Raw genomic sequence first — 23,764 nt, 5'->3', positions numbered from 1 at the left:
TACCCGGATAATGAGCTTTTGATCAACGGCAACCGTAGAGACTGCATGACCAATAACCTGCCCAACGATTCGTGGGGCGAAGACTACAGACGCTGGCTCGCTGAACTTAAACAGAGGGTCGAGCGAACCCGACTTCGCGCAGTCACGAGCGTGAACCGCGAACTCGTGACGCTGTACTGGCAGATTGGCCGGGAAATCCTGGATCGTCAGCAGCGCCAGGGGTGGGGCGCCGCAGTAGTTGACCGGCTTGCCCGGGACCTGAAAGCAGCGTTTCCCGACATGCGCGGTTTTTCCCCGCGGAACCTGAAATATATGCGCTCGCTGGCGCAGGCGTGGCCCGACGCGGAATTTGTGCAGCAGCCTGCTGCACAATTGCCTTGGTTCCATCTTTGTACCTTGCTGGACAAGGTCAAGGATCCGGAGCAACGAAGCTGGTATGCCGGCAAGACGCTTGAGCATGGCTGGTCGCGGCAGGTGCTGACGATGCAGATCGAGACAGCCGCCTATACGCGAGCCGGCAGCGCCGTGACCAATTTCGGGGAAACCTTACCACCGCCACAGTCCGATCTTGCCCGGGATGCGCTGAAGGATCCATACATCTTCGACTTTCTTGGTCTGACAGAAGATGCGCAGGAACGTGACATTGAGCAGGCGCTTACCCGCCATATCACCCGGTTCCTTCTTGAGTTAGGCGCAGGATTCGCGTTTGTCGGGCGGCAATACCGGCTGGACGTCGGAGGCGACGAATTTTTCGTTGATCTCCTGTTCTATCACCTGAAGCTGCGCTGCTACGTGGTGGTTGAACTGAAAACGACCCCATTCCGTCCAGAGTATGCGGGCCAGCTTAACTTCTACCTTTCCGCGATCGATGCGCAGGTGAAAGCACCGGATGATCAACCTACGATCGGCTTGCTCCTGTGCAAGGAAAAGAATCGGCTGGTCGCGGAATATGCGCTGCGAGGCGTCGCCAAGCCAATGGGCGTGGCCGAGTACCAGCTGCTTAGGCAGGTGCCCGAATCACTGGAAACAACGCTCCCGTCGATCGACCAGATCGAAGCAGAGCTTCGGCCAGATTTGCCTGACATTTAATGCAGGCGCACCAGCAGGTGCGTGAATACATGAGTGTGCTCCGGGCTCGTTCGATCATAATTTGACATAAGGTTATTTATCAACATTAAGTAATTGGAGACGTGATAGGGTTGTTTGGACTCGAATGCATGTAGTTCGGCGCCCGGCTACATGTCAATCATCCCTCCCGAGCGCCGCGAGCTGGTAGGACGGTTCGGGCACCGGCCAGATATGGGTCACACGGTCTTGTGCGATTAAGCTGCTATAATGGTGCAAATATTGTGCGTCCCGGATTAAAAAAATGGATACGTCACTATCACAAGCTGTCGGTCATCGGGCAAGCTTCGACCAATTCATGGAGTCCCTGCGTGACTCGGACTCGCCGGCCTTGTCTGCGCGGGCATTCGGGCAAGCGCTGAAAATTGACCTGCAAACCTTGGCCCAGCAAGCCCATGTGCACCGGAATACGCTCAGCCGGGCGCCTGGCTCTGAGAGCGTACAACGGTTCTTGCGCGAAGCGGTACGAGTCCTGCGTGCCGCAAGCGATGTTTCCGGCGACGTTGAGCGAGCGTTGTTTTGGTATCGAAACGAACCTCTGCCTGTATTTGGCTATAAAACTGCTGAACAACTCGTCTCCGACGGTCGGGCTGACGATGTGATTCGTTATGTGGTATCGCTCGAAGCAGGCGCGGCCGGATGATTGTCATTCTCTGATTTAATGCCACCCTATACACCGCGATAAGCAGCCGTGTCGGCATATTAACTATGCGCGTGACCGGGCTTTCGCTGCCGACACACAACCACTTAGTGTTACTTGCGCTGCCACCCTCATAGAGTGTCAACTACGCCATTTTTGTGTAAAATAGATGCCAAATGGCAGGTTGGAGGAGTGAGAAATTATGAGCGCTATAGAGACTGTTTCGGCAGACGCATTACTTGGTGGACGAGCGGTATTTGCCCGCGCCCCTCGGTCAGGCCTTGAATGGGTCGATGTGGTCCGCCATGGTATCTCCTCGAGAGCCCTCGATTCAATGCTGAAGTCGATCGGCTTGTCGCAGGCGGAACTTGCGCAGGCACTGGATATTCCCGAGCGGACCTTGGCGCGGCGCAAGCGCGAAGGCGTGTTCAGCCGTGAAGAGTCTGCGAAACTTCTCCGACTCGCGCGGACCGTAGCTCGGGCTGCGGAGGTATTCGAGGGACTCGACGCAGCGCTCAATTGGCTAAAAACTCCCATTGAGGCTTTGGAAGGTGCGACACCGCTCAGTCTTATAGATACCGATATCGGGGCGGATAGTGTAATGGACACGTTGGGCCGCATTGAGCATGGTGTGTTTGCTTGATGCGTACGGTATGGCGAGTGGTCTCGCAACGATACGCAGATACGGCCTTTTCGGGTGAAGGCGCGCGATTGTATGGCGGGCGGTGGAATCCCAAGGGCTGCGCGATGGTTTATACGGCTCAAACGCAGTCGCTTGCTCTTCTAGAAATGCTGGTGCAGGACGCGCCACTTCATGCCAGTTACGTGATGATTCCAGTTCGCGTGCCGGAGCAAATCGTTACCCACATCGATCAAGCAACATTGCCCACTGACTGGCGCGAGCTTTCCGCTAGGAACGAGCTTCAACAAATTGGGGCCGCCTGGGTGCGCTCAGAAACGAGTGCCGTGCTTGCAGTTCCGAGCGCGGTCGTGCCTGCAGAGTTTAACTTTCTACTCAATCCCGCTCATCCCGATTACCCGCTGCTCGAGATCGGGACGCGAACAGAGTGGTTGACTGACCAGAGGTTATTGCGGCGCGCGCCCGGTCCTAAATAGCGCGCCCTCGGGTACTGGTCTGGACCGAGATCCCAACCACCCCTGACCCGGCGCGGAATACCCCCAGCCTTTGCAAAGCTGCTTGCTGGCATCGCCTTCCTTTTCTTGAGTACCGATTCTTCATAGAAATACAGGAGAGATCAGGGCCGCGTGTTGGTCGATGCTGTAATGGATGACAGTTAGTTGTATTACCGTTTCCTTCGACGTTGGAAAAAGAACAAGTCTGACGGCCAGGACAACTGCTCCGGGTCGGTGCCAGCAGTTGCCCCCAACATGAAATGCCGAGGCGAGCCAGTGAGTCACCCTCGCTCGTTGCTCCTTTGTGGCTGCTGCCGCTTGAAAGCTTGAAACATTGTCGTGATTGCCCCCATGACAAGCCCGACACCGACACCCACACCCGCGTCCCCGATCCAATTACCTTGGGCCATAGAATGCTAGCCCGGCGTGTCCATGCAGGACTCATGAGAGCGTCGTGCGCGACATCGAGCGATGTTCACAATCGTGGCTATCGTGGAACCGCACGACACAGTTTCACCATAAAACTTGGGCCGCGCATAGGCGAGAAAAGTCCGCGCATTCAGATGGACAGGCGGACATGTTATGCGGAAGAGAAGGACTACCGCGAGGTTGCCTTGCGCCAAGTCCGTGCTTCGCTGCAACTGGCTTGGCCAACACGATCTCGATGTCGCCCCGTCGTTTCAGCATGTCCAACCCGTGCCAGGCATATCACCCGAGGTCGGCCGCGACATTGCGATCTTCTGCCCAGAGTTCAATCAACTTGAGTTGCGCACGGCGTTCATAGCGTGAAATCCGGCGTGGTAAGGCAGGGGTATGCTCGTCCTGTCCGACGCCTCCGGGCAACTTTTCCCAGCAGGAACGCGTAACCGGCCACGACATCTCTCCCGTATCTGAGGAAATCCTTTCCGCCCGAGCGACGAGTTTGCATCTTTGGAGGTCACAGACGCGCCATTGATGGCAAAATGAGCTGTATGGACGTACAGTGCGCCTCATCAATTGCGAAGCATGGGGGTTTCTCTTTGGCTTCGAAGCGGCGAGGTCAAAATAAACCTCAGCTCCGTGGCAGACGGATTTCAGCGAAAAGGCAGAGGTGCAAGATGGACACAACTAACGTTTCCGAAATTGTCCTCGCAACCGATGGAACCGCAGTCGAATTTCCGATTGTCGTTGGTGGTCGCGAGGTTCGTTGTGTGCTAACGCGAGATGCGCTGGAACAGTGCTTTTGGCTGCCATCTAATGCCGACGAAGCTCGTTTGCTCAAAGCATTCGCAGACGGGCGCAACCGCATCTTCGCTTTGGCCGTGCGTAGGGCAATGCAGACCAAGACTGATTCTTTGAAGCTTACGGCTAGTGACTTTGAGCGATAGTCGCCCTGTCGTCTGTTACTCACATGTTGCGGATAATTCTCGTGGACTATTACTACGAGGGGCTTTGGTGCCGTTGAAACGCGAAGAGCCTACGCCTGTCCGTCGACGCTCACCGGAAGCTCAGGCACTTGAACGAGTAGCCGGGGCAGCGCGCGAGGTGCAGGCTGCGTCCTCTGTATTAGAGCGTCGCTATGGCGAGCGCGATGCTCAGCAGCCGTTACTCCTTGAGTTAGCCCGTTTCTCGGCTGCGATGCAGGAGCTAAAGGATGCGCGAGAAGCGTTCGACTTGCTTTTAGCTGGCGGGTCCCCTCCTCCAGCAGCGTAGCTGCGCTATGCCGAGGCGTGTTCAGAATTTTCTTATTGTTGCAGCCTACGAGCGTTGAGACAGGCGCCCTACGCACACGCGCAGCGCCTGCGGCGAAGCGAGTTAAGCTAAACGCTCGTTTAAGCCGGGGCCCGTACGTACAGGCTACCAACTGGCGAGCAAGGACTGTTACATGACCACTTCGCCGTCTTCCTCGCCGTCCCAGTAATGGAGGCGTTTCGCAGTCACTTTGATCAACACGACACCCGGCGTATTGAAGCCTTCCTCGAACCAGCGATCAATCTCTTTCGACCAATGCGCCTTGATCGCCGGCTTCTCGCGGATCAACTCGGCACGGCCTTCTATCGAAAGAAACACCCCGGGCTTGCCGAGCAGGTGCTTTGCGCCCGTGAAGGTCAATCCGACCATGGGGTCGCGCTGAACGTCTCTGACTGTGTGTGATTCTTCGGAGGTGAAAAAGTAACTGTCACCATCGTATTCGACGTCGCCGTTGTTGCTCATCGGGCGGCTGGCGATCTCGCCATCCGCCGATCGAGTCGAAAGCATCGCGAAATCGATTTTCGCCATTGTCTTGGAAATCTCAGCTAGGGTCATAGCAGTCATGTCTGCTCCGGTAGGGTTATAAGTCACCCTCCCCTTGCAAGCGCCGTTCCTCACGCGCCCATACACGGCTCAAAGGGCGCTGGGCTGAGCAAAGAGTTAACGCCTACGCTCAGATCGCCGGACGGCGACGTACGCATGACGTTCAAAGACCGCTCCTTACCCAATTGGACGCAATGATCTTCCCGGATCCGCAATCGGATTGGAAAAACAAGTCGCGCCATTCCTGCCGTGAGTCACGCGAGGGACGACGCGAGGTGACCTAATCCTGTGAGCAAACGCAACGTTGATATGGCGCGCGCAGCCGCACGATCAAAGTTTGCGGTACGTTAGGTCCGAAACTCCGATACCTTTTCGATATTCCACGTGCACTTGAGTCGCCAGCGAGTATCGTCACCGCAGCCAAGCGGGATGAACCTGCAAAACCGCCGACGGGCGATATCAATTGCCATATCAAATGAGATCAAAGCAATACGGCTTGTCGCAAGAGTTCCAAGGCTTTCAATTCGTCCAGGCGACCTGTGCGTGCTTTGCCCGCGAGCGTCTTTAGCAGCGCCTCCGCGATTGGTGCAATGCCGAGCAAATCGTCCAACCTGGTCGTCGGAGTGAGGCGGGAAAGCTCTACTGTGCCCTGCATTACGGGGGTCGGCGCACGCTGCTGACGGACAGTGGACAACGAGACGCCACGATCAGCGGAGTGCCGAACTGCAGATTCGGCGGCCGACGAGACCGTTTCATCCTTTTGTACTGCCGGCGCATCTGCCCCGGACGCGACACCCATTGGATCGCTCGTGCCATCCGTATCATGGAGTGGGACGACTCGAGCGCCCGCTGTCCGCGTCTTGGTGTTCGCAGGCTTCTTTGCCATTGTGGCTTTTGGCTCAGCCACGGGCGGCAGTTCTTCCTGAGTGATCGCGTTTAGACGCGGCGGAGGGACAAGCAAGTTCGAAACTGGCTCAGGAATGTCCGTTACTGACCGAGGTACGTCCAGCCAGCCAGTCGGCAGACCAAGGCGATCCGTGAACCGCTTTGCTTCGACATCATCTATGCGTTTTTGTCCATAGAAACGATTGGCCATGTTCGGGCCACTAATTTCCATCACTGCGCCGAGCCGCACCTTCGATCCCTTGACGGTCGTGAGTATGTGCAGATTGGCGCGACGAATTTTTTCCAGAGCGGCGACGTCGTTCAACGGCAAGGATTGCTGAGCCCCCGACTTTGACGGCGCTTTGACTTTCGCGGGGGCTGTTTCCGGCGGCGTTACCTTGGCCGGTGTTGCCGTCGTCACATTGCTTTTGGCGACTGCCTTGGGTGACCCGCCATTTGGTTTCTTGGGCATTTCTGGTTCTCTGGACAGAGGATCGATAAGGGTAGCGTCGTGATCGGCCTGAGTGTCGGGAGCCGGCCTGATAGCATCCACGTGAACAGATTCCGGCTCAACGTTCGCATGAATGAAGTCTAGCGGCGAACTTAAGCGAGCGATGATTTCGGGTGTAAGGACAGGATTTGGCTGATCGAAAAACCCATCCGGCAGACCGAGCGTCGTTTCCATGTGAAAGGCTGTCTCGGGCGTGAATCTTTCGCCATTTACCAATTCAGCCACACGCGTTAAATTGGAGTCGAGTCCTAGCGCGATGTTCTCTGCGCCCACGGCATCGACCAACAGCTTAAATGAACGCGTCTTGAAGATGGACGCCGTTTGCGCCGGGTCTCGAGCAGTCGAAGCTTTGATGTATGGCTTGTTCTGTCGGTGGGATGTCGTTTTTGAAGGTTGGCGCGATTGACGCTGGCCATTGTCTCGAGATCCCGAGTATCGCCCGTGTGCTTGACTCATAAAGTGGGGCTCCCCGCCGTGAAATCACTATCAGTTTTGGCATTATAGGCGAGGGTGTTGACACACGACTCGCCGTAAGCCGATGAACCATTCTCGTAACCCGGGTGCTGACTGTCTTGTGTCGGTGACCTCTATGTCAGGATCGAGGGGCAGCGTTCGCTAAATAATTCGTAGATGGCGAATCTTGCCGATGCGCATGGAGCGCTTCAGGATGAGATCAGTGATGTACTCGGGAAGAAGGGCGCGCGGAATGTTCGCGGGCACGCCTTCGACAACCTGCGACGGAACCTTGGCGATGTAGTCATCGGGCGCGCTCGCCAGGCTGTGCTCGTAGCTGACGCGATAGTCCATGATGCGGGAGAGTCCGGGGAAGGTCGTTGTCACGCCGGATTTTATCAGCGCGGTCGTTTGCCGGCTCCTTTTACGGTGACATTCCGGCTTACGTTTTCGGCGTCCACATGAAGCCGCCGTTCATTAGGCGCTTCACCCACGCTCCACGGTTCCCGTGTTTCGCCATCAAATGAACGAGGCCTCTGCGAAATACGGCTTCGTTTTTGACGCACGCGTAGGCCTCTGCAAGATCCTGAAGAAGTTGGAACGCCTGACCGTATGCGTGGCCGGACCCGCGCTCTAGTGTGGTGTCGATACGCTCCCATATCGTGCTTTCGTGCTCGATCAGCGAATCCAGATAGCGGCGACGTTCGGCAATACGGCGCACCTGTGCAGCGTCATTTGCTGCCCGTTCGCGACGTAGTCGAAGCGCGCGGGCAGCATCGCGTCGAGCGTCTATTTCAGCAACCGTCCGACGCGTCACTGGCTCGGCCCCGCCGGGATTACGAGTGCGATCCCAGTTTAGAAACCGAGTGCGCAAACCACGTTCGGTTTCCTGAGCGTTCCCACGCAGCAGTTGGCGCAAAGCATCGCGCATTTCCGCTGCGGTGAGTGCAAGCAACCATGGCTCGAAGCGCGCGTCGTCGTCGACGTCGGCCGATAGAGGCGGGCTGGTTTCGGCTGCAGCTGCGAGCCAGTCTGGATCGAGCATCATGAACTCTGCCAATGACGCCTGCGCAGGCGTCAGTGTTTGCAGCCCGTTCGGCAACGGGGGTTCACGGTCGCTGTCGCGGAGTTCGCCATTGCCTAGCCGGGCGAGCCAGCCGAGGTACAGGGGGCGTGTGTCGCCTCTTAGTAGTTCATCACGCAAAGGCAACAGCCTTTCCATCCACCCCGGACCGTCCGCCTGTTCATAAAATCTGGCGTGTTCGCCGGAATCATCATTGAACGACAAATCAAGAATCGAGTGCTGAGCGGTTCGATTTACCTCGAAAGCCGTCGGCATGGAAGCACTCGCCGAGAGACCTGGGGTGCCGACGCAGTCGAGTAGGAGCTTCGCGTCGATGACGTCCCGTGGGATACGGAGCAGCAGGCGGCAATTTCCCCAACTCGAGGAATAGACATGGGCGTCGAAAAACCGCTCGACCCAGTCAAGCGGTTCGCCCTTCAGATTGCCCCAGTGATATTCGTTGATAAAGCACGATGCCGTGATCGTCGCCCGTGTGGAGCGGCTTCTCAATTCGGATTGAGCTTGCTCCGTCAGTAGTTGGTCAACCGCGGCAAACTCATAGTATTGATATTCGCTCATGACCTATTTCGTAGACGTGTTCGGGACTGGACAAGCAGGTCGCACTTCAAACCACGCCAAGTCTAATTTCAGGCACGAAGTTGTTCAATTAGCGGGCCCGGCATCGGCACACGCGGCTCTCAGCTTCAATTAGATTCGCATTGCGTCACCGGCCGAAACAGCACGGCAGTATGTCGAACTTGATTGTGGCCACCACACTCAGATCTCGTCACTCGGATCGCACACTTCGAGCTTGAACTGCCAACCTTCAAACGGCATCAGCATGCGTCCGAGTTCGTCCCACTCGACGCGGCGACCATCTATGACGACGCATGGCTTACGAGAATTCTCGACACCGTCCCATTCGATTCTGCCTCGGACGGTCTCGTCGACGATCCGCAATCCGAGATCGCCATCCTTTATGTGGGAGACCGCAAGCAAGCGGCGCATCTTTTCAATCAGCTTTCCCAGCAAAACAAATTGATCCGATAACGGATCGCCGAGGATCTGAAAGCGATATCCCGATGGTTCTTCCTCGCTCGTCGAGTCGAATGCCTCCAGAGAAAGTTTGTCGCCAAACAAAAGACTTCGAAAATGGTACTCGTGGACGGTTCCACTGGCATCGGACAGGTGGACCGGTTTAAATTTGACTTCGCCGAAACCATCAAGATCGGTGTGGTGAGCCACTTCTCGGTTGAAGCAGGCGGTGCACAACAATCGGTCGCCATGTCCCTCGCTGACGGTATTGACGGTGTCGTACTGCGGCACGATGGCGCCGCACGCTGCGCATTGGCTGACGGACATGACGGAGCTCCAGGTGAATCGGATAGGCAGCGCGCTGTTCACCGCATGCCACCTCGCGGTGCCGTGTGCAGCACAAAAGATCGGTTTCGTCTGCGATGTGCCTATTTTCTCACGCCTGAGAAGACACTGGAGCCTGACTAGGCGCCGGCAACGTGCACGACATCTCGAGTTCGTGTTGCTCTATGGCTGATCTCTGGCGGCCAAGCGCTGAGCGCGAGCTGAGTCGACTCAATCGGCGTGTTTATCGGGTAGCTCGCGCCAGCCGGTCGGCTTTGTTCATTGATAAAGATTGCTTACTAAGGTTGATAATTTAGTTTGAGGAGCAGTCGGCTTGGGCTCCGTCGTGCGAGTCATCTGCTGGCGTAGGAAATGGATAAATGAAGCTGAATAGAACGATCGCTCAAATGTTGTTAATGTTAATTATGTAAAATCAATCGGGAAGGTGGCAGTAACCATCATTGATGGCGTCGCCTGTTTAACAGTGCTGCCTCTCACCCGGCGGTTGGCGATTGTCTGGCGCAACGCAAGGAAGTATTGCCCATAAGTCGACGGCAGAACGCAACTCCATCCATTGCGACGTCGAACGGTTAACGATCACGAGGGCTGGTTGCACCTCCTTCGCGTCGGCCAAGCCCGCATCCCCGTTGACGGCGGTCTCGACACGATACCCTTCGAGTCGAACAACCATCGCGTGTTAGAAACTGTTTTAAGCCGTTACGCGATCTGGACGTCGGCTAGCTACTTGCTCATACAGTCATTAATCTGAAAGAAATATAATTTTTGTGTATCCGTACGGTATGGGGGCCGCAAAGCCTTAGTGAACCGGCGTTCTGACGCCGGCCCGAGAATCAAAGTTATATAATCACCGATGCTGGACTAGCTTAATGGCGCCACGAACCGTGTGGCAACTCGACATCGCGCTGGGCTTCCGCCAATTTCTGCTCGAGTTCCGCGCGCGTCAAACGGATGCAGTAAGACGGTTTTGCGCGTTCGAAGCGCCATCCTTCCGACAGTGCGCCAACGTCGACCGTATCAAAGCCAAATTGGTCCATCAGTTCGGCGACCACGCATTTCGCCTTCTCGTCGTCGCCTGCCATGGGCAAAGCCCGCCGGTCCGCCGTGCCGGGAACTTTGCCGTCCGTATCGAGATCCTTCGCCAGAATCGCGTTCGAAGCCTTGACCACCCTCGCACCTAGCAGTTGCCCTGCGATGAGTTCACTAGTCGTGGTGTCGTGCCGATCAAGCGCACCAATGTGCCCATCACGTTGTGGATAGTAGTTGCATGTATCGATGACGATCTTGCCGTTGAGCGCCGCGTACGGCAACGCCGAATAGTTGCGTAGAGGTACAGCGACCACGACCACGTCGCCAAATTCCGCTGCTTGCTGGGCGGTACCCGCCCGGCAGCCGATCGCTGCCACGGTGCTTGACAGCGTTTCGGGGCCGCGCGAATTGCTCACCATGACCTCGTGACCGGCGTTTGTTGCCAACGTAGCAAGCGCGCGACCTATGAACCCCGCGCCAAGAATCCCAATTTTCATCGTAGTTTCCAGTTGTTGAAGTTATCGGCCTCATTGCATGGAGCTCCTCTATGCTGAAACTTGCCGCCCTTCCCTTGCTACTTGATACATGGGCCCCTCGGAAATATCGCGAGACAGCTGTTTGACGCGTCGTTACTGGCCCTATTTGTTCGAACCACTCGAAGCCGACGGGTGCGCCCTAAACCTGCACCTCCGATGGCTGGGTTGGGCCCGACGCGTTGCGCAAGTCGGGGCGCTTAATGAACCGGAGAACGCAGATTGCCGCGATCACCATCAGTATCGAAATCACATAGAGCCCGTTGTCCAGACTGCCCGTTGCATTCTTGATAAGGCCCAGCAAATACGGGCTCAACACACCAGACATATTCGACAGACTCGCAATGACGGCGATGCCCGCGACGCTTGAGCGCACCGACAGTTGACTCGTCGACATGGCCCAGAATACCGGCAACGAAGAGACAATGCAGGCGCGCGCCAGGCCGAACATCGCGAGCGACATGCCGAGATCCTGGCGAAATAAGGTCGTGGCGCTTAACGCCAACGCACCCAGCAGTGCTGCGATCGCGAAGTGCCAGTGGCGTTCCGCATGTTTGTCAGAATGACGGCTATATAAAAGAGTCGCGACCGCGGCTATTATCTCCGGGATAGTGGCGTACAAGCCGACCTGTTGCATGCTGGTTACGCCCAGTTCGTGGATCACGGTCGGCAACCAGAAGCTGAGCGCGTAAGAACCGCAAAGTACGCAGAACAGCACGAAGCTCAACAGATACACCTTTAGGTCGAGGAACGCGTGATGCGAACGCTCCCGTTCGGGGACCCCCTGAGCTGCCGTAGCCGACGCGACATCACGCCTGACGAGCTCTTTTTCCGCGTCGCTCATCCAGCGCGCGGCGGCCGGGCCATCGGACAAGTAAAGGTATGTCAGGATACCCAGCGCGCTGCTCGGCAGGCCTTCCAGCAAGAACATCCATTGCCAGCCAGCCCAGCCATTCACGCCGTTCATGTTCTGCAGGATCCAGCCTGACGTGGGGCCGCCGATGAGGCCAGCCGCCACGGTCGCAAGCATGAACAGCGAGACTACGCGCGCGCGTCGCGCCGGCGGATACCAGTAGGTGAGATACAGGATGATCCCGGGAAACAGTCCTGCTTCGAAAACACCCAGCAGGAATCGCACGATGTAAAACTGCAAAGAGGTGGTAACGAATAGCGTGGCTGCCGACATCGCACCCCAGCAGAACATGATCCGCAAGATTGTCTTGCGGGCACCTATCCGATTGAGCAGCAGGTTGCTCGGCACCTCGAAAATGAAATAGCCAAGAAAGAAAATCCCCGCACCCAGACCATAGATAGCGTCGTTGAAATTGAGCGCATGTTTCATCTGCAACTGCGCATAGCCAATATTCACGCGATCCATGTAATTGAGGGTGTAGCAGATAAATAGCAGCGGTATTAGGCGGAGCGTAATCTTGCGATAAGTCGCGTCGGCAGGAGAACGGTCAGTCAGAGTCGATGAGGCGGGTTGCAAGATGTCTCCATTTATTTTTTGAATGCTGGTGCGTTGGTTCAAAACGCAAACTCGATCACGCGGCGGATAGCTTCATTGCTTTGCAAGGCATCTCGTGGAACCGGCTTTTTTTTTGCGACATGACAAGGCCCGACTCCAATATATATGCCGTCGCAAGTCTCCCGGTAGAGCGATTTAGCTATCGCGTTATACCGAATCGGTATAACGCGCCTCGTTGCACCCGCTGCCGGGCGCGCACCCTTGCCCGCGGTGTAATTTTCCGACAAAGGCCATTTACTCTGACTGGTGAAATCCCCTAGGTACGCCGCGGCTATATGCGCAACAAGCGAGCGCTTCCTGACGTTTTGCCGGCCAGCGCCCATACATTCAGTTATACGTCATATGCCACGACACGGGATTGAATTATGGCCCGTGGGAACCTATGATTTTTCGTGAAACCGCCGTATTACTTACAGTCTCAATCGGGAACACAAAGCCACATGCGTGTTCAAGATTACAGACGAGTGCGGAAATCAGGAGACATTGCGTGGCTGAACAGATTCAGGAACTCGACGACCGGTCCGTCAAGGAAACAATTATAGAGGACTCCATTACATTCTTTCCGATGAATGCGCTTGCAGCTACGCTCGATTGTGCTGGAACGAGCGACGACCTTCCGCCACTATGGCACTGGCTTTATTTCCTGTCCGCCGCACCGGCTGTGGACATCGGAGCGGACGGGCATCCACGCCGAGGCGGTCTGCTGTCACCGGGGCCGCTGCCGCGGCGCATGTGGGCTGGCGGGCGCATCACCTTTCACGCGCCGCTCAAGCTCGGCGATACCGCTACAAGGCGCTCCAGCATAGCCGCCATCGAAGACAAGACGGGCCGCTCCGGGCGCTTGATATTCGTCACGGCGCGGCACACGGTTGAGGTCGGCGGCGCGTTAAAGATAGAGGAAGAGCAAGACATCGTGTATCGCGGGGCGCCTCAGCCCGGAGCAGCGGCGCCGCAACCGGCACGTGCGCCGGACGACGAATCGTGGCATAACACCGTCATCCCCGACGCTGTCGTGCTGTTCCGCTATTCAGCACTGACTTTCAATGGTCATCGCATTCACTACGACCACCCCTATGTGATCCGGGAGGAAGGTTACCCAGGTCTTGTCGTCCACGGGCCGCTTATTGCGACGCTGCTTGTCGATCTCATTCGGCGCGAGCGCAAGCACGCCACGCTTCAGAGCTTCACCTTCAAGGCACTGCGTCCGGCATTTGCGGACTGCCCGCTTACGCTTTGCGGCAAGCCATCCGACGACGGCAATACCGTCGACCTTTGGGCAAGAGACCACGAGGGTTATCTGACGATGCGCGCGACCGCCACTCTTTCCTGATCTCTTCAGATCTTTCCCGACTCGATCACTTCCCAATGCAAACTACGCAATCAGATTCTTTTCAAGACATTCGTGAAGCAATTGGCGATCTGTGCAAGCAATTTGCCGGCGATTATTTCCGCAAGATCGACGAGGCGCGTGGCTACCCCGAAGCGTTCGTCGACGCGCTAACGAAAGCCGGTTGGCTTGCCGCGCTGATTCCCCAGGACTACGGCGGTTCAGGCCTTGGCTTGACAGAGGCCTCGGTCATCATGGAGGAGATAAACCGGGCGGGTGGCAATTCGGGCGCCTGCCACGGACAGATGTACAACATGGGGACGCTGCTGCGCCACGGTTCAGAAGAGCAAAAGCGCAGGTACCTGCCGCAGATCGCATGCGGCGAACTTCGACTGCAATCGATGGGCGTCACCGAACCCAGCACCGGAACCGATACAACCAAGATCAAGACCACCGCCGAGCGGCGCGGCGATCGCTATGTCATCAATGGCCAGAAGGTTTGGATCTCGCGAATTCAGCATTCCGACCTGATGATCCTGCTCGCGCGAACCACGCCGCTCGCGGACGTGACCAGGAAGTCCGAGGGGATGTCGATTTTTATCGTCGATCTGCGGGACGCCATTGGGCACGGCATGACGGTGCAGCCGATCCTCAACATGGTCAATCACGAGACCAATGAGTTGTTCTTCGATAATCTCGAGATCCCGGCCGAGAATTTGATTGGCGAAGAAGGTCAGGGCTTCAGATATATCCTCGACGGCCTCAACGCGGAGCGCACGCTGATCGCGGCCGAATGTATCGGCGATGGCTACTGGTTCGTCGACAAGGTCAGTGCCTATGCCAAGGAACGCATCGTGTTCGGACGGCCCATCGGGCAGAACCAGGGCGTACAGTTCCCGATCGCGCGATCGTTCATCAACGTCGAGGCGGCAAGCCTGATGCGTTTCGAGGCAGCCCGGCGTTTCGATGCCCGCGAACCCTGCGGCGCGCAGGCGAACATGGCGAAACTCCTGGCTGCCGATGCCTCGTGGGAAGCGGCCAATGCCTGTTTGCAATTCCATGGCGGATATGGCTTTGCGTGCGAGTACGACGTCGAACGCAAATTCCGTGAGACACGTCTTTATCAGGTCGCGCCGATTTCGACCAACCTCATTCTTTCTTATGTGGCCGAGCACGTTCTTGGTTTGCCGCGCTCCTTCTGACAGGCATCGATATGAAATTTCCATACTACCTGGGCAGCGCGCGCTACTCGGTTCTCGAAGTACGATCGGTCGGCATGCGGGCAGAGGCATGAGCGCCGCATTGCCGCGTTCCTACCTGTTCGTTCCGGGCAACCGCCCGGAACGCTTCGACAAAGCTCGCGCGGCAGGCGCTCACGCGGTGATATTTGATCTCGAAGACGCGGTGCAGCCCGACCGCAAAGCCGACGCGCGCGCGGCCGTGCTCGCGGCCGCGGACGCCGCGCGGCCGGCTTGGGTGAGAATCAACGGCTCGCAGACGCCGTGGTTTGCCGATGACATCGCTGCGCTCAGCTGCATCCTCGGCGTGGCCGGCATCCTGCTGCCTAAGGCCGAGACCGGCGATCAGGTGATGGCGGTACTAGAGCACGCGCACCCGGCTTTGGCGATCGTGCCAATGATCGAGACGGCGCGCGGATTCGGGAATCTTCGGGAACTGTGCGATGCGCGACATGTGAGCCGAATTGCGTTCGGGACCCTTGATTTTCAGATCGATCTTGGCATCGACGGAGACGCCGAAGAGCTCGATTTCTTCCGGTCTCAAATCGTGGCCGCATCGCGACTGGCCGATATTGCGCCGCCCGTCGATGGTGTCTCTACCCACATTATGGAAGAGGACGTGATCGAAGCCGAGAGCCGGCGCGCACGGCGCTTTGGCTTCGGCGCCAAGCTTTGCATACACCCAGCGCAGATTGGCGCTGTGCATCGTGCATATTCGTGGAGCGACGCAGAGCTGGCGTGGGCGCAGCGCGTGCTCGCCGCAGTGGACAAAAGCATGGGCGCAGCAGTGGCTGTTGACGGCAAGATGGTCGACCTGCCCGTCATGCTAAAAGCCAAGCGAATCGCGTCAACGGCTTGATAGGCGAGCAAGCCTCCCGGGTTCGACAAGTCTCATCCGCTCTCCTGGTCGACTATAACGCTCATGCTGATTCGTATCTGTATTTCTAAACCGCTGCGTTTGTGCGAAATTGCGCTTCCGTTCGACATGACGTGCTGCGTTGAAGGAGGCACGCATTCCTTCAGATACGACCGGCGGCTGGAGCGCGCCAGCAGTCGCGATATACTGAGGATTCCCTCTTTCGTACAATTCGACTATGTCGCCGAACCCGACAATCAAGGCGGTGCATCGGCAACATGGGAAATCGACTTAACGACCATCACCGCCATAACAGACGCAAAGCCCGTGCAACGCGAAAGCGGGACGCTGGTTCACGCGATCAAGCGTCATATCTTCTGCGCACCGGAATATGAATGGACTTGCGGCGAAGTCGCAACGAGACTCGGATGCACGCAGTCAAAACTGCGTGCGCTGCTCTTCGCACAGTGCGAGAGCTTCAACGGCATCGTTCTAAAACAGCGACTGATGCGCGCGCTGCTGGGCCTGCTTCACGAGCGCGCCTTACGCGACCCGACTCTTCGGATGTCCGGCATGGGCGATGCAAGGCGTTTCTCCGCCGCATTCGAGTCCACGTTTTCAGTCAACCTAGGCAATGTGCTTGACGCTTTGCCATCGCGTTCGATCACGACGTTGTCTCGCTCATCACGGGCTGAACGCCTACCCGGGCAACTCCGCCCTGACATCGCACCCTGGTGGCCTCAAGCGCCGGTTTGATCAGCCCGAAGGCAACAGCGTGCCCGTCCACGTATGGTCGCTCACGCCCCGCACTATTGCATCGGATATTTCAGTTGTCATTGCACGCGCGGCAAGCGTTTCCTGCTTTAGCGAGCGCACTGCCACGCTGAGCCGCCAAGGCAAGGCAGGTTGGGAGATGGGGATATAGCGGAGGACCCCTCGCTGTACATCGTCGTGAACGCCGTTATAGCCCAGAAACATATAGCCCATGCCCTTGCTGACCAGCGCTTTTGCCAGCGTGATACCGTCGACTTCCATGACCACGTTCGGCGCCACGCCCTGACGCAAACAGGCCTCTTCGATAAAGCGCCGCAGTTCCTGGTTTTCTCCCGGCAGGATCAACGGAAGCATAGCGGCTTGCTCGAGAGTAATACTCCTCGCGCCATCGTTTGACATGACTTCCGGACACTGACAGTCCGCCGCGCCGATAACCCCCATTTCCAGGTCGATCAGCCCTTTCAACTCCACTTCGGGAAGTCTCGGATTGCCATATATCAAAGCAAGGTCGAGCTTCCCGGCCACCAACTGGTTGCACAAGTCCGAACCATAACTCTGAACCAGATGCAGCGACACGCGCGGATACTTTTCCATATAGCGCTGTACCACGCCCGGCATCAGATATTCGGCTGTAGTGATCGGAATGCCGACATTGAGACGCCCGCTCGGCTCCTGCACGGAGGGCCCAACAGCGTGCTTGAGCGCGTCCATCTGGTCCACGATCTTTTGCCCTTGCGCGCGCAGGGTTTGTCCTGCCTCGGTGAGGAGCGACCTGCGGCCGTCCCGCCTAAACAATCTAACGTTGAGAGCGCGTTCCATCAGAAGGATTTGCCGACTTACCGCAGGCTGCGTGATCTGCAGATGAAAGGCTGCTTCCGAATAACTTCCGTGGTGTGCGACTGCCAGGAAATAGCGAATTGATCGCACGTCAAACTCGTCCATTCATGTCTCCTGCTTCTCATACTTTTAGTTATTAATTATATGCCTCGCTTGTGCGTTGTGCTATGTCCTTTCGATGCCTAACATGAGTTGAATTGCTGCAAGGGCTCGTTATGAAACTGCGTTCGAAGGTCGTTGAGATATCCACGCAAAAATGCGTTCTTGGAGAGAGTCCGCTCTGGTGCGCAGCAGAGTCGGCGCTGTATTGGATCGACGTAATCGGACTCGCCGTTTTGCGCTGGGACATGGCCAGCCAGATGACTCGCCGGTTCACCCTGCCGAAGCCACCCGCTTCCATTTTCATCAACGAAACAGGGTCCCTGCTTGTCGCTATGCGCGGATCGCTCGCCTTCATGGACACGACGAGCGGCGATCTCTCCGCCCTTCCGCTCGTGTTACCGCCCTCCACTAACGAGCGTTTCAACGACGGACGATGCGATCACCGCGGACATATTTGGATCAGCACAATGGACCGGGCGCTCAAGAGCAACATAGGCTCGCTCGTTCGTGTTGATTCCAGGCTGAACACGGCCGTCTCGCCAACCCACGCCATATTAGGCAACGGCGTGTGCTTCAGTCCCGAAAATGACTCGCTCTATTTCTCCGACACCTTCGAACGGACTCTTTACCGATACGAACTGTCCGCGGGTGACACCACGAGCGGCGACCGTCTCGGGAAACGCCACGTCTTCGCGCGACTGGATGGCGACGCGGGGCGACCAGACGGTTGTACCGTCGACGGCGAGGGCTGTTTGTGGAGCGCGCGCGTGGGGGGTGGCCGAATAGACCGATATTCACCCGACGGACGGCTGGTAGACGTACTGGAACTTCCCGTTTCTCATCCAACCCATTGCACCTTTGGAGGCCCGGATCTGAAAACGCTGTTCGTCACCAGTTCGCGCTACCCGCCGGACAAGCCCGCCTTTGCCAATGAAGCCGCCGCCGGCGCTTTGCTCGCTTACCAGGTAGACGCGCAAGGCCTTCCCGAACATCGGTTTATCCCAAAGCACGACTAGCTAATATCCAAACAAGGAGACATTGTGAGCGCATTGAGCATCCCGCTGGAGAAGCGGGTTTTCGGCCAGTTGATTATCGAGCGCGTCGAGATCGACGCAGAACGCCCGTACCTAAGTTTCCAGCAAAGCCAGTGGACCTACGCGGAATTCTTTGCCGAGTCGCAGGCGCTCGCAAAGGGCCTGAAGAAAGTGGGCATCGGTCGTCAGGATCCTGTCGTCCTTCTGATGAACAACCGCCCTGAATTCATGGTCGCTTACTGGGCGCTGACGTTTTTGAACGCCATTATCGTTCCGGTCAACACGGCTCTAAAGGGTGACACACTCGCTTATATCCTGCGGGACAACGGCGCGCGGGCAATCCTTGCGGACGCGGATCTAGTTGCCAACCTGATAGGCTTGGGACCGGAACCGATGGCTAAAGTCGACGTTCTAGCTGTGGTCGGTGGCGGCCCCGTTTCCCATCCGGACCTCGACATAAAATGCATCACATCGTATGCAGAACTTGTCGATGCAGGCCAAGCAACCGGCATAGTGTGCGACCCCGCGCATTTCGACGACGTTCATATCATCCCCTACACCTCGGGCACAACGGGTCCGTCCAAGGGTGTCATTGTTCCTTACGCACAAACGGTCCATACGTCACTGACCTGCATCGACGCAGCCGGAATAGGTCGCGACGACATCATCTATGCGCCGTTGCCGCTCTTTCATGGCATGTCCCGCACGATGGGCACGATTCCGGCGCTGCTGCTCGGAGCACATGTGCATTTGGCGCCGCGGTTCAGTGGCTCGCGCTTCTGGCAGGAAGTAACCGAGGCCCGCGCGACGGTTGGCGTCACTATCTTTACCATTCCACCGACACTCAAGGCCTTGCCACCGTCGCCCCTTGACCGCGCGCATAGTCTGCGCGTCATGTTCAACGCTCATCACGACCGCGAGTTTGAAGAGCGTTTCGGGGTTCGTCTGGTCGAGGCGCATGGGATGACTGAGTTGGGCCTGACCGTCTACAGTCCACATCCTGAGCGGCGCGAAGGTTCATCGGGACGGGCCGCGCCGGACTGGGAAGTGCGCGTGGTGGATGAACTCGACCGCGATGTGCCGGCGGGCGAAATCGGCGAACTGGTCATGCGTCCAAAAATGCCCTCGCTGATGATGAAGGGCTACCTGAACAAGCCCGCCGAAACGCTGGGTGCCATGCGCAACCTGTGGTTTCACAGCGGTGACTACATGCGCCAGGATGAAGAAGGCTATTTTTATTTCGATGGCCGAAAGAAGGAGCGTATTCGCTGTCGCGGCGAGAACGTATCGTCGTACGAACTTGAAGGAATTGTCATGCAGCATCCAGCAGTAGTCGAATGCGCGGTCGTCGCGCACCCGGCGGGCGACGGCGAAGACGATATCAGACTGGTTGTCGTGATTCAGGAGCAGGCGACGCTGGCCGAAGCCGGGCTGGCCGAGTGGCTCGATTCGCGACTGCCCAAGTTCATGCTGCCGCGTTATATCGAGTACCAGGCTAGCCTGCCGAAGACCGCCTCGGGCAAGATAGAGAAATTTCGCATCATGGACGCTGGCCTGCCTCCGTCACATTGGGACCGCCGCAACCTCGCGGGTAGTGTCTCAGCCACCCTTGAAGCCAAGGTGCCGCATGGCTGAAAAAATGCGCAGCAAGGCGATAGTGACGGGTATCGGCGCTACGAGGTTTGGCGTGCTGCCCGACGAGGACGCTTATTCGCTTGGCACGAAAGCGCTCACAGAAGCGCTTTCCGACGCGCGCATCGATCGGAGTGATATCGATGCGCTGATTGTTGTCCGTATTCCCGACTATCAGCAGTTCTCTGAAGGCTACGGCGTCGACCCGAACCTTGCATTTGCTTTGCAGGGACAAGGACGCATGACCGGCGTTGCAATGCAACTCGGCGCCTCGCTAATAGCATCTGGTGCGGCGCGCACCGTGGCTATCGTGTACGGCAACGACGGTCGCTCGGCCGGCGCGAAGTACGGCGGTAAGGCCGACGGTTACGGGAGCGGTAATGCAGGTATCTGGCGGGCCTACGGGATGACCTCGCCGGGCGCGGTGCACGCCATGATGTTCGCCCAGCATGCGCATGAGTACGGAACGGACCCGCTTGCGCTGGCCAACATTGCGGTGACATTCCGACGACACGCATCGCTCAATCCGAACGCGGTCATGCAAAAGCCAATCAGCGTGGCGGATCATCAGAACTCGCGGTTTATCGCAGAGCCGCTGCGTTTGTTCGATTACTGCCTGATCAACGACGGTGGCGTCGCAGTCATTCTTTCTAACGCAGAGACCGCAGGAGATCAGCCGCATCCTCCGGTCTATGTGCGCGGGATTGGTACGCAAACCAAAATGGTCGGGTCCGGGTTTCCTCCTGCAGATTATTGGCGGGCACCGATGCAGGCGGTGGGCGAGTCGGTCTATTCGATGGCAGGTCTCTCGCGCGACGACATGGACGCGCTGATGATCTATGACAACTTCAGTCCTACCGTGTTGTTTTCGCTTGAAGGTTTCGGCTACTGCGAGCCGGGTGAGTCGGGCGCCTGGGTGGCCGAAGGGCATCTTGCGCTGGGCGGCCGTTACCCTGCCAATACCAATGGCGGACATCTTTCGGAAAGCTACATGCAGGGGTGGGGCTTGATAGCGGAAAGCGTGCGTCAGGTAAGGCAATCGGCTGGCGCGCGGCAAGTTAAAAATGCCCACAATGTTCACTACATGTGCGCATCGCCGCTGTGCAGTTCGATCATCTTTTCGGATACGCCGTGAACATGGAGCAAGCATGAAGGCGTATCGTTTTATCAACGGTGGCGCTATCGAGCATCTGACGCTTCATGATGAACCGATGCTACAGCCGCAACGCTCAGAGGTACTTATTCGCGTGCGCGCGGTATCGTTGAACTACCGTGATCTGGCGATGATCAAAGGTTCCTACCCTCGAGGGCAGCGCGCGGGATTGATTCCGGTCAGCGACGCGGCAGGAGAGGTCGTCGCAGTGGGCGCGGACGTCGACCGGTTCAGCGTCGGGGCACGAGTCATCAACTCGTTTCATCCCCGTTGGTACGCCGGAGCGCCTCCTTCGACCTTATCGAAGGATAGCTATGGATCGGCTCGGGACGGCTGGCTTGTGGAATACAAGACCGTAAATCAGGAAGCACTGGTCCCATGTCCATCTCATCTTTCGTTCGAGGAGGCTTCGACGCTTCCGTGCGCCGCCCTCACCGCATGGTCCGCACTGACGGACGGTGCGCCGATTCGCGCCGGCTGCACAGTGTTGACGCAAGGAACGGGTGGCGTTTCGATCTTTGCCGTGCAGTTCGCCAAGATGTTGGGGGCGCGCGTGATCGCCACCACATCCAGCGCCAGCAAGGCCGAAAAACTACTAACACTCGGCGCGGACGAGGTCATCAATTACCTGGACCACCCCCGTTGGGGCGAGAAGGCGCGCGAGCTCATGCAAGGAAGGGGTGTAGACCGTGTTGTGGAAGTAGGCGGTTCGGGAACACTTCCGCAATCGATCAGGGCGGTGGCCGCCGGTGGCGAGGTTGTGCTGATCGGCTTCCTCGACGGCTCCAGCCCCGAGGTGGATTTCCAGGAATTATTCCGGAGTGCAGCATTAATTCGTCGCAGCTCAGCGGGCAACCGGGCGGCGCTCGAGGACCTGATCCGCGCGCTTGAATACACGCGCGTCAGACCGGTAGTTGACCGCATTTTTCCGTTCAAACACGCAGCCGATGCACTACGATTCTACGAGCAGCGAATGTTCTTCGGCAAGGTCGTCGTATCGATGGGGAATTCATAGACATGCCTCGCGTTCCAGTCGTTCCCTGTGTTCCGGCGCGGCAATGTCTATCATTCGGCGGACCCTGCCCTTGAGGCTCAGGCCCCGTAGATCGGCAATGCCGTGCTCGGTTATCATGACTCCCGCGTCGCACCGTGGGGTAGTGGTGGGGCCGGACAACGCCGCGACAATGCGGCTGCGCTCGCCTGCCGTGGCTGGCAACGCGATGACCGGCAAGCCACCCCGACTCAGCTGCGCGGCGCGCAAGAAGTCCGGCGCGCCGCCTACCGCGCCAAGATAGGTACCGCCGGCCACTTCGGCATTGACCTGGCCGGTCAGGTCCACTTCTATCGCAGAATTGATCGCAACAAAGTGATCTATGTGACTCAGTACCGATGCGCCGTGTGTGTACTCGGAGCCGCGCAATTGCAGGGCCCGGTTGCAGTGCGCGAAGCGGAACAGACGCTGGCTTCCCATCAGGACGCCCGCAACGCTGCTGCCGGGATCAATGCTCTTCCGGGCGTTCGTCAGCGCGCCACTTTCCGCCAGATCCACCAAACCGTCGCCAATAACGCCCGAATGTATCCCCAGATCGCGCCGCGCTGTCAGCAGGCCGAGGACCGCGTCCGGGACGCTTCCCAGGCCCACTTGCAAAGTCGCGCCGTCGTCGATCAGAGAGGCGACATGACCGGCGATCTTCATATCCGTATCCGACGGGCGATCCAGCCGATGTTCCAGCGGGCCAGACCTTGCCGGCACCATCAGGTCGACATCCACCGAGCGTAACGTCCGCGCGCCGTACGTCCAGGGCACGTCCGGATTCATTTCCGCGATCACGACCCGCGCACTGTCCAGCGCGCCTGGCAGCAGGTCGTTCGCCAGGCCAAGGCTGTGACGCCCTTCGTGGTCGGGTGGAGACACCTGCACGAATACCACGTCGATTTTCAGCGCGCCGTCGCGCAGCCAGCGGGCCAGCTGCGAATAGGAACAAGGCAGGATATCGAGCAATCCCGCGCGCGAAAGAGCGCGATTCGCGCCCGTGCCACAGTAGCTGACAAAGTCGAAGCTGTCCGCGTGTTCGGGCTTGAGCGTCTGGCCGAGACCAATGCCAAGGATGAGCCGCAGCCGCCCTATGCGATACCGCTGCTCGACCAGCGCGCGTGTTAGCGTGAGCGGCTCGGCCGTGGCTTGCCCCCACAGGACGGTGTCTCCGCTGCGCAGATACGGCGTCAGGTCTGGAAGCATGTCATCGCGCATCGTATCCC

Annotated in this window: 21 protein-coding genes; 12 read left to right on the top strand and 9 right to left on the bottom strand. The window is 57.9% G+C overall.

Features of this window, described 5'->3' with window-relative positions:
* Window positions 1–45: 45 nt before the first annotated feature.
* From GSQ93_RS19865 to GSQ93_RS19845, 5 genes are all read left to right on the top strand, one after another.
* Window positions 46–1,089 carry a YhcG family protein gene (locus GSQ93_RS19865; protein WP_158937357.1) on the top strand — a complete coding sequence of 348 codons (1,044 nt, stop codon included), beginning with the start codon at window positions 46–48 and terminating at the stop codon, window positions 1,087–1,089.
* A 280-nt stretch (window positions 1,090–1,369) separates the two neighbouring features.
* Window positions 1,370–1,768 carry an antitoxin Xre/MbcA/ParS toxin-binding domain-containing protein gene (locus GSQ93_RS19860; RefSeq protein ID WP_158937356.1) on the top strand — a complete coding sequence of 133 codons (399 nt, stop codon included), beginning with the start codon at window positions 1,370–1,372 and terminating at the stop codon, window positions 1,766–1,768.
* A 199-nt stretch (window positions 1,769–1,967) separates the two neighbouring features.
* Window positions 1,968–2,408: an antitoxin Xre-like helix-turn-helix domain-containing protein gene (locus GSQ93_RS19855; RefSeq protein WP_158937355.1), complete on the top strand. Its 441-nt coding sequence runs from the start codon at window positions 1,968–1,970 to the stop codon at window positions 2,406–2,408.
* Complete coding sequence (locus GSQ93_RS19850) at window positions 2,408–2,881, top strand: RES family NAD+ phosphorylase (protein ID WP_158937354.1); 474 nt, start codon at window positions 2,408–2,410, stop codon at window positions 2,879–2,881. The genes GSQ93_RS19855 and GSQ93_RS19850 overlap by 1 nt, the downstream gene beginning before the upstream one ends.
* A gap of 980 nt (window positions 2,882–3,861) precedes the next feature.
* Complete coding sequence (locus GSQ93_RS19845) at window positions 3,862–4,266, top strand: DUF1488 family protein (RefSeq protein WP_367889768.1); 405 nt, start codon at window positions 3,862–3,864, stop codon at window positions 4,264–4,266.
* 493 nt (window positions 4,267–4,759) lie between these two features.
* On the opposite strand, the gene GSQ93_RS19840 is transcribed toward GSQ93_RS19845, so the two are convergent.
* From GSQ93_RS19840 to GSQ93_RS19810, 7 genes are all read right to left on the bottom strand, one after another.
* The gene (locus tag GSQ93_RS19840) at window positions 4,760–5,194 is read right to left on the bottom strand and encodes a pyridoxamine 5'-phosphate oxidase family protein (RefSeq protein ID WP_158937352.1); all 435 of its coding nucleotides are present in this window, start codon (window positions 5,192–5,194) and stop codon (window positions 4,760–4,762) included.
* 460 nt (window positions 5,195–5,654) lie between these two features.
* Entirely contained in the window at window positions 5,655–7,025 is a 1,371-nt protein-coding gene (locus GSQ93_RS19835; RefSeq protein ID WP_158937351.1) for a hypothetical protein, read from the bottom strand.
* Between the two features lie 159 nt (window positions 7,026–7,184).
* A complete protein-coding gene (locus tag GSQ93_RS19830) occupies window positions 7,185–7,376 on the bottom strand; it encodes a hypothetical protein (RefSeq protein ID WP_158937496.1) in 192 nt (63 codons plus the stop codon).
* An 88-nt stretch (window positions 7,377–7,464) separates the two neighbouring features.
* A complete protein-coding gene (locus GSQ93_RS19825) occupies window positions 7,465–8,664 on the bottom strand; it encodes a hypothetical protein (RefSeq protein WP_158937350.1) in 1,200 nt (399 codons plus the stop codon).
* A 198-nt stretch (window positions 8,665–8,862) separates the two neighbouring features.
* Window positions 8,863–9,447, bottom strand: coding sequence for a hypothetical protein (locus GSQ93_RS19820; protein ID WP_158937349.1), 585 nt, complete (start codon window positions 9,445–9,447; stop codon window positions 8,863–8,865).
* 881 nt (window positions 9,448–10,328) lie between these two features.
* Entirely contained in the window at window positions 10,329–10,988 is a 660-nt protein-coding gene (locus GSQ93_RS19815) for an NADPH-dependent F420 reductase (RefSeq protein WP_158937348.1), read from the bottom strand.
* Window positions 10,989–11,166: 178 nt separating this feature from the next.
* Complete coding sequence (locus tag GSQ93_RS19810; protein WP_254073950.1) at window positions 11,167–12,513, bottom strand: MFS transporter; 1,347 nt, start codon at window positions 12,511–12,513, stop codon at window positions 11,167–11,169.
* Between the two features lie 526 nt (window positions 12,514–13,039).
* Here GSQ93_RS19810 and GSQ93_RS19805 point away from each other — a divergent pair.
* From GSQ93_RS19805 to GSQ93_RS19795, 3 genes are all read left to right on the top strand, one after another.
* Window positions 13,040–13,882 (top strand): MaoC family dehydratase N-terminal domain-containing protein, encoded by an 843-nt coding sequence (locus GSQ93_RS19805; protein WP_158937347.1) that lies wholly within the window; start codon window positions 13,040–13,042, stop codon window positions 13,880–13,882.
* A 35-nt stretch (window positions 13,883–13,917) separates the two neighbouring features.
* Window positions 13,918–15,081, top strand: coding sequence for an acyl-CoA dehydrogenase family protein (locus tag GSQ93_RS19800; protein ID WP_158937494.1), 1,164 nt, complete (start codon window positions 13,918–13,920; stop codon window positions 15,079–15,081).
* Window positions 15,082–15,169: 88 nt separating this feature from the next.
* Window positions 15,170–15,976 (top strand): CoA ester lyase, encoded by an 807-nt coding sequence (locus GSQ93_RS19795; RefSeq protein ID WP_158937346.1) that lies wholly within the window; start codon window positions 15,170–15,172, stop codon window positions 15,974–15,976.
* A 753-nt stretch (window positions 15,977–16,729) separates the two neighbouring features.
* Here the strand turns inward: GSQ93_RS19795 and GSQ93_RS19790 are convergent.
* Window positions 16,730–17,689, bottom strand: a complete 960-nt coding sequence (locus GSQ93_RS19790; protein WP_158937345.1) for a LysR family transcriptional regulator — start codon at window positions 17,687–17,689, stop codon at window positions 16,730–16,732.
* Between the two features lie 110 nt (window positions 17,690–17,799).
* On the opposite strand from GSQ93_RS19790, the gene GSQ93_RS19785 reads away from it, so the two are divergent.
* The 4 genes from GSQ93_RS19785 to GSQ93_RS19770 are packed head-to-tail and all read left to right on the top strand — an operon-like array spanning window position 17,800 to window position 22,520.
* Window positions 17,800–18,702: an SMP-30/gluconolactonase/LRE family protein gene (locus GSQ93_RS19785; RefSeq protein ID WP_158937344.1), complete on the top strand. Its 903-nt coding sequence runs from the start codon at window positions 17,800–17,802 to the stop codon at window positions 18,700–18,702.
* Between the two features lie 24 nt (window positions 18,703–18,726).
* Window positions 18,727–20,355, top strand: a complete 1,629-nt coding sequence (locus GSQ93_RS19780) for an AMP-binding protein (protein ID WP_158937343.1) — start codon at window positions 18,727–18,729, stop codon at window positions 20,353–20,355.
* The gene (locus GSQ93_RS19775) at window positions 20,348–21,487 is read left to right on the top strand and encodes a thiolase family protein (protein WP_158937342.1); all 1,140 of its coding nucleotides are present in this window, start codon (window positions 20,348–20,350) and stop codon (window positions 21,485–21,487) included. Before GSQ93_RS19780 ends, GSQ93_RS19775 begins: the two co-directional genes overlap by 8 nt.
* A gap of 13 nt (window positions 21,488–21,500) precedes the next feature.
* Window positions 21,501–22,520 (top strand): NAD(P)-dependent alcohol dehydrogenase, encoded by a 1,020-nt coding sequence (locus GSQ93_RS19770; protein WP_158937341.1) that lies wholly within the window; start codon window positions 21,501–21,503, stop codon window positions 22,518–22,520.
* Here the strand turns inward: GSQ93_RS19770 and GSQ93_RS19765 are convergent.
* Window positions 22,515–23,756, bottom strand: a complete 1,242-nt coding sequence (locus GSQ93_RS19765) for an acetyl-CoA hydrolase/transferase family protein (RefSeq protein ID WP_174254652.1) — start codon at window positions 23,754–23,756, stop codon at window positions 22,515–22,517. The genes GSQ93_RS19770 and GSQ93_RS19765 overlap by 6 nt on opposite strands.
* Between the last annotated feature and the right edge of the window lie 8 nt (window positions 23,757–23,764).

Source organism: Burkholderia sp. S171 (assembly GCF_009766085.1).
Lineage (GTDB): Bacteria > Pseudomonadota > Gammaproteobacteria > Burkholderiales > Burkholderiaceae > Caballeronia.
This window is presented reverse-complemented; position numbering and strand designations above follow the sequence as displayed.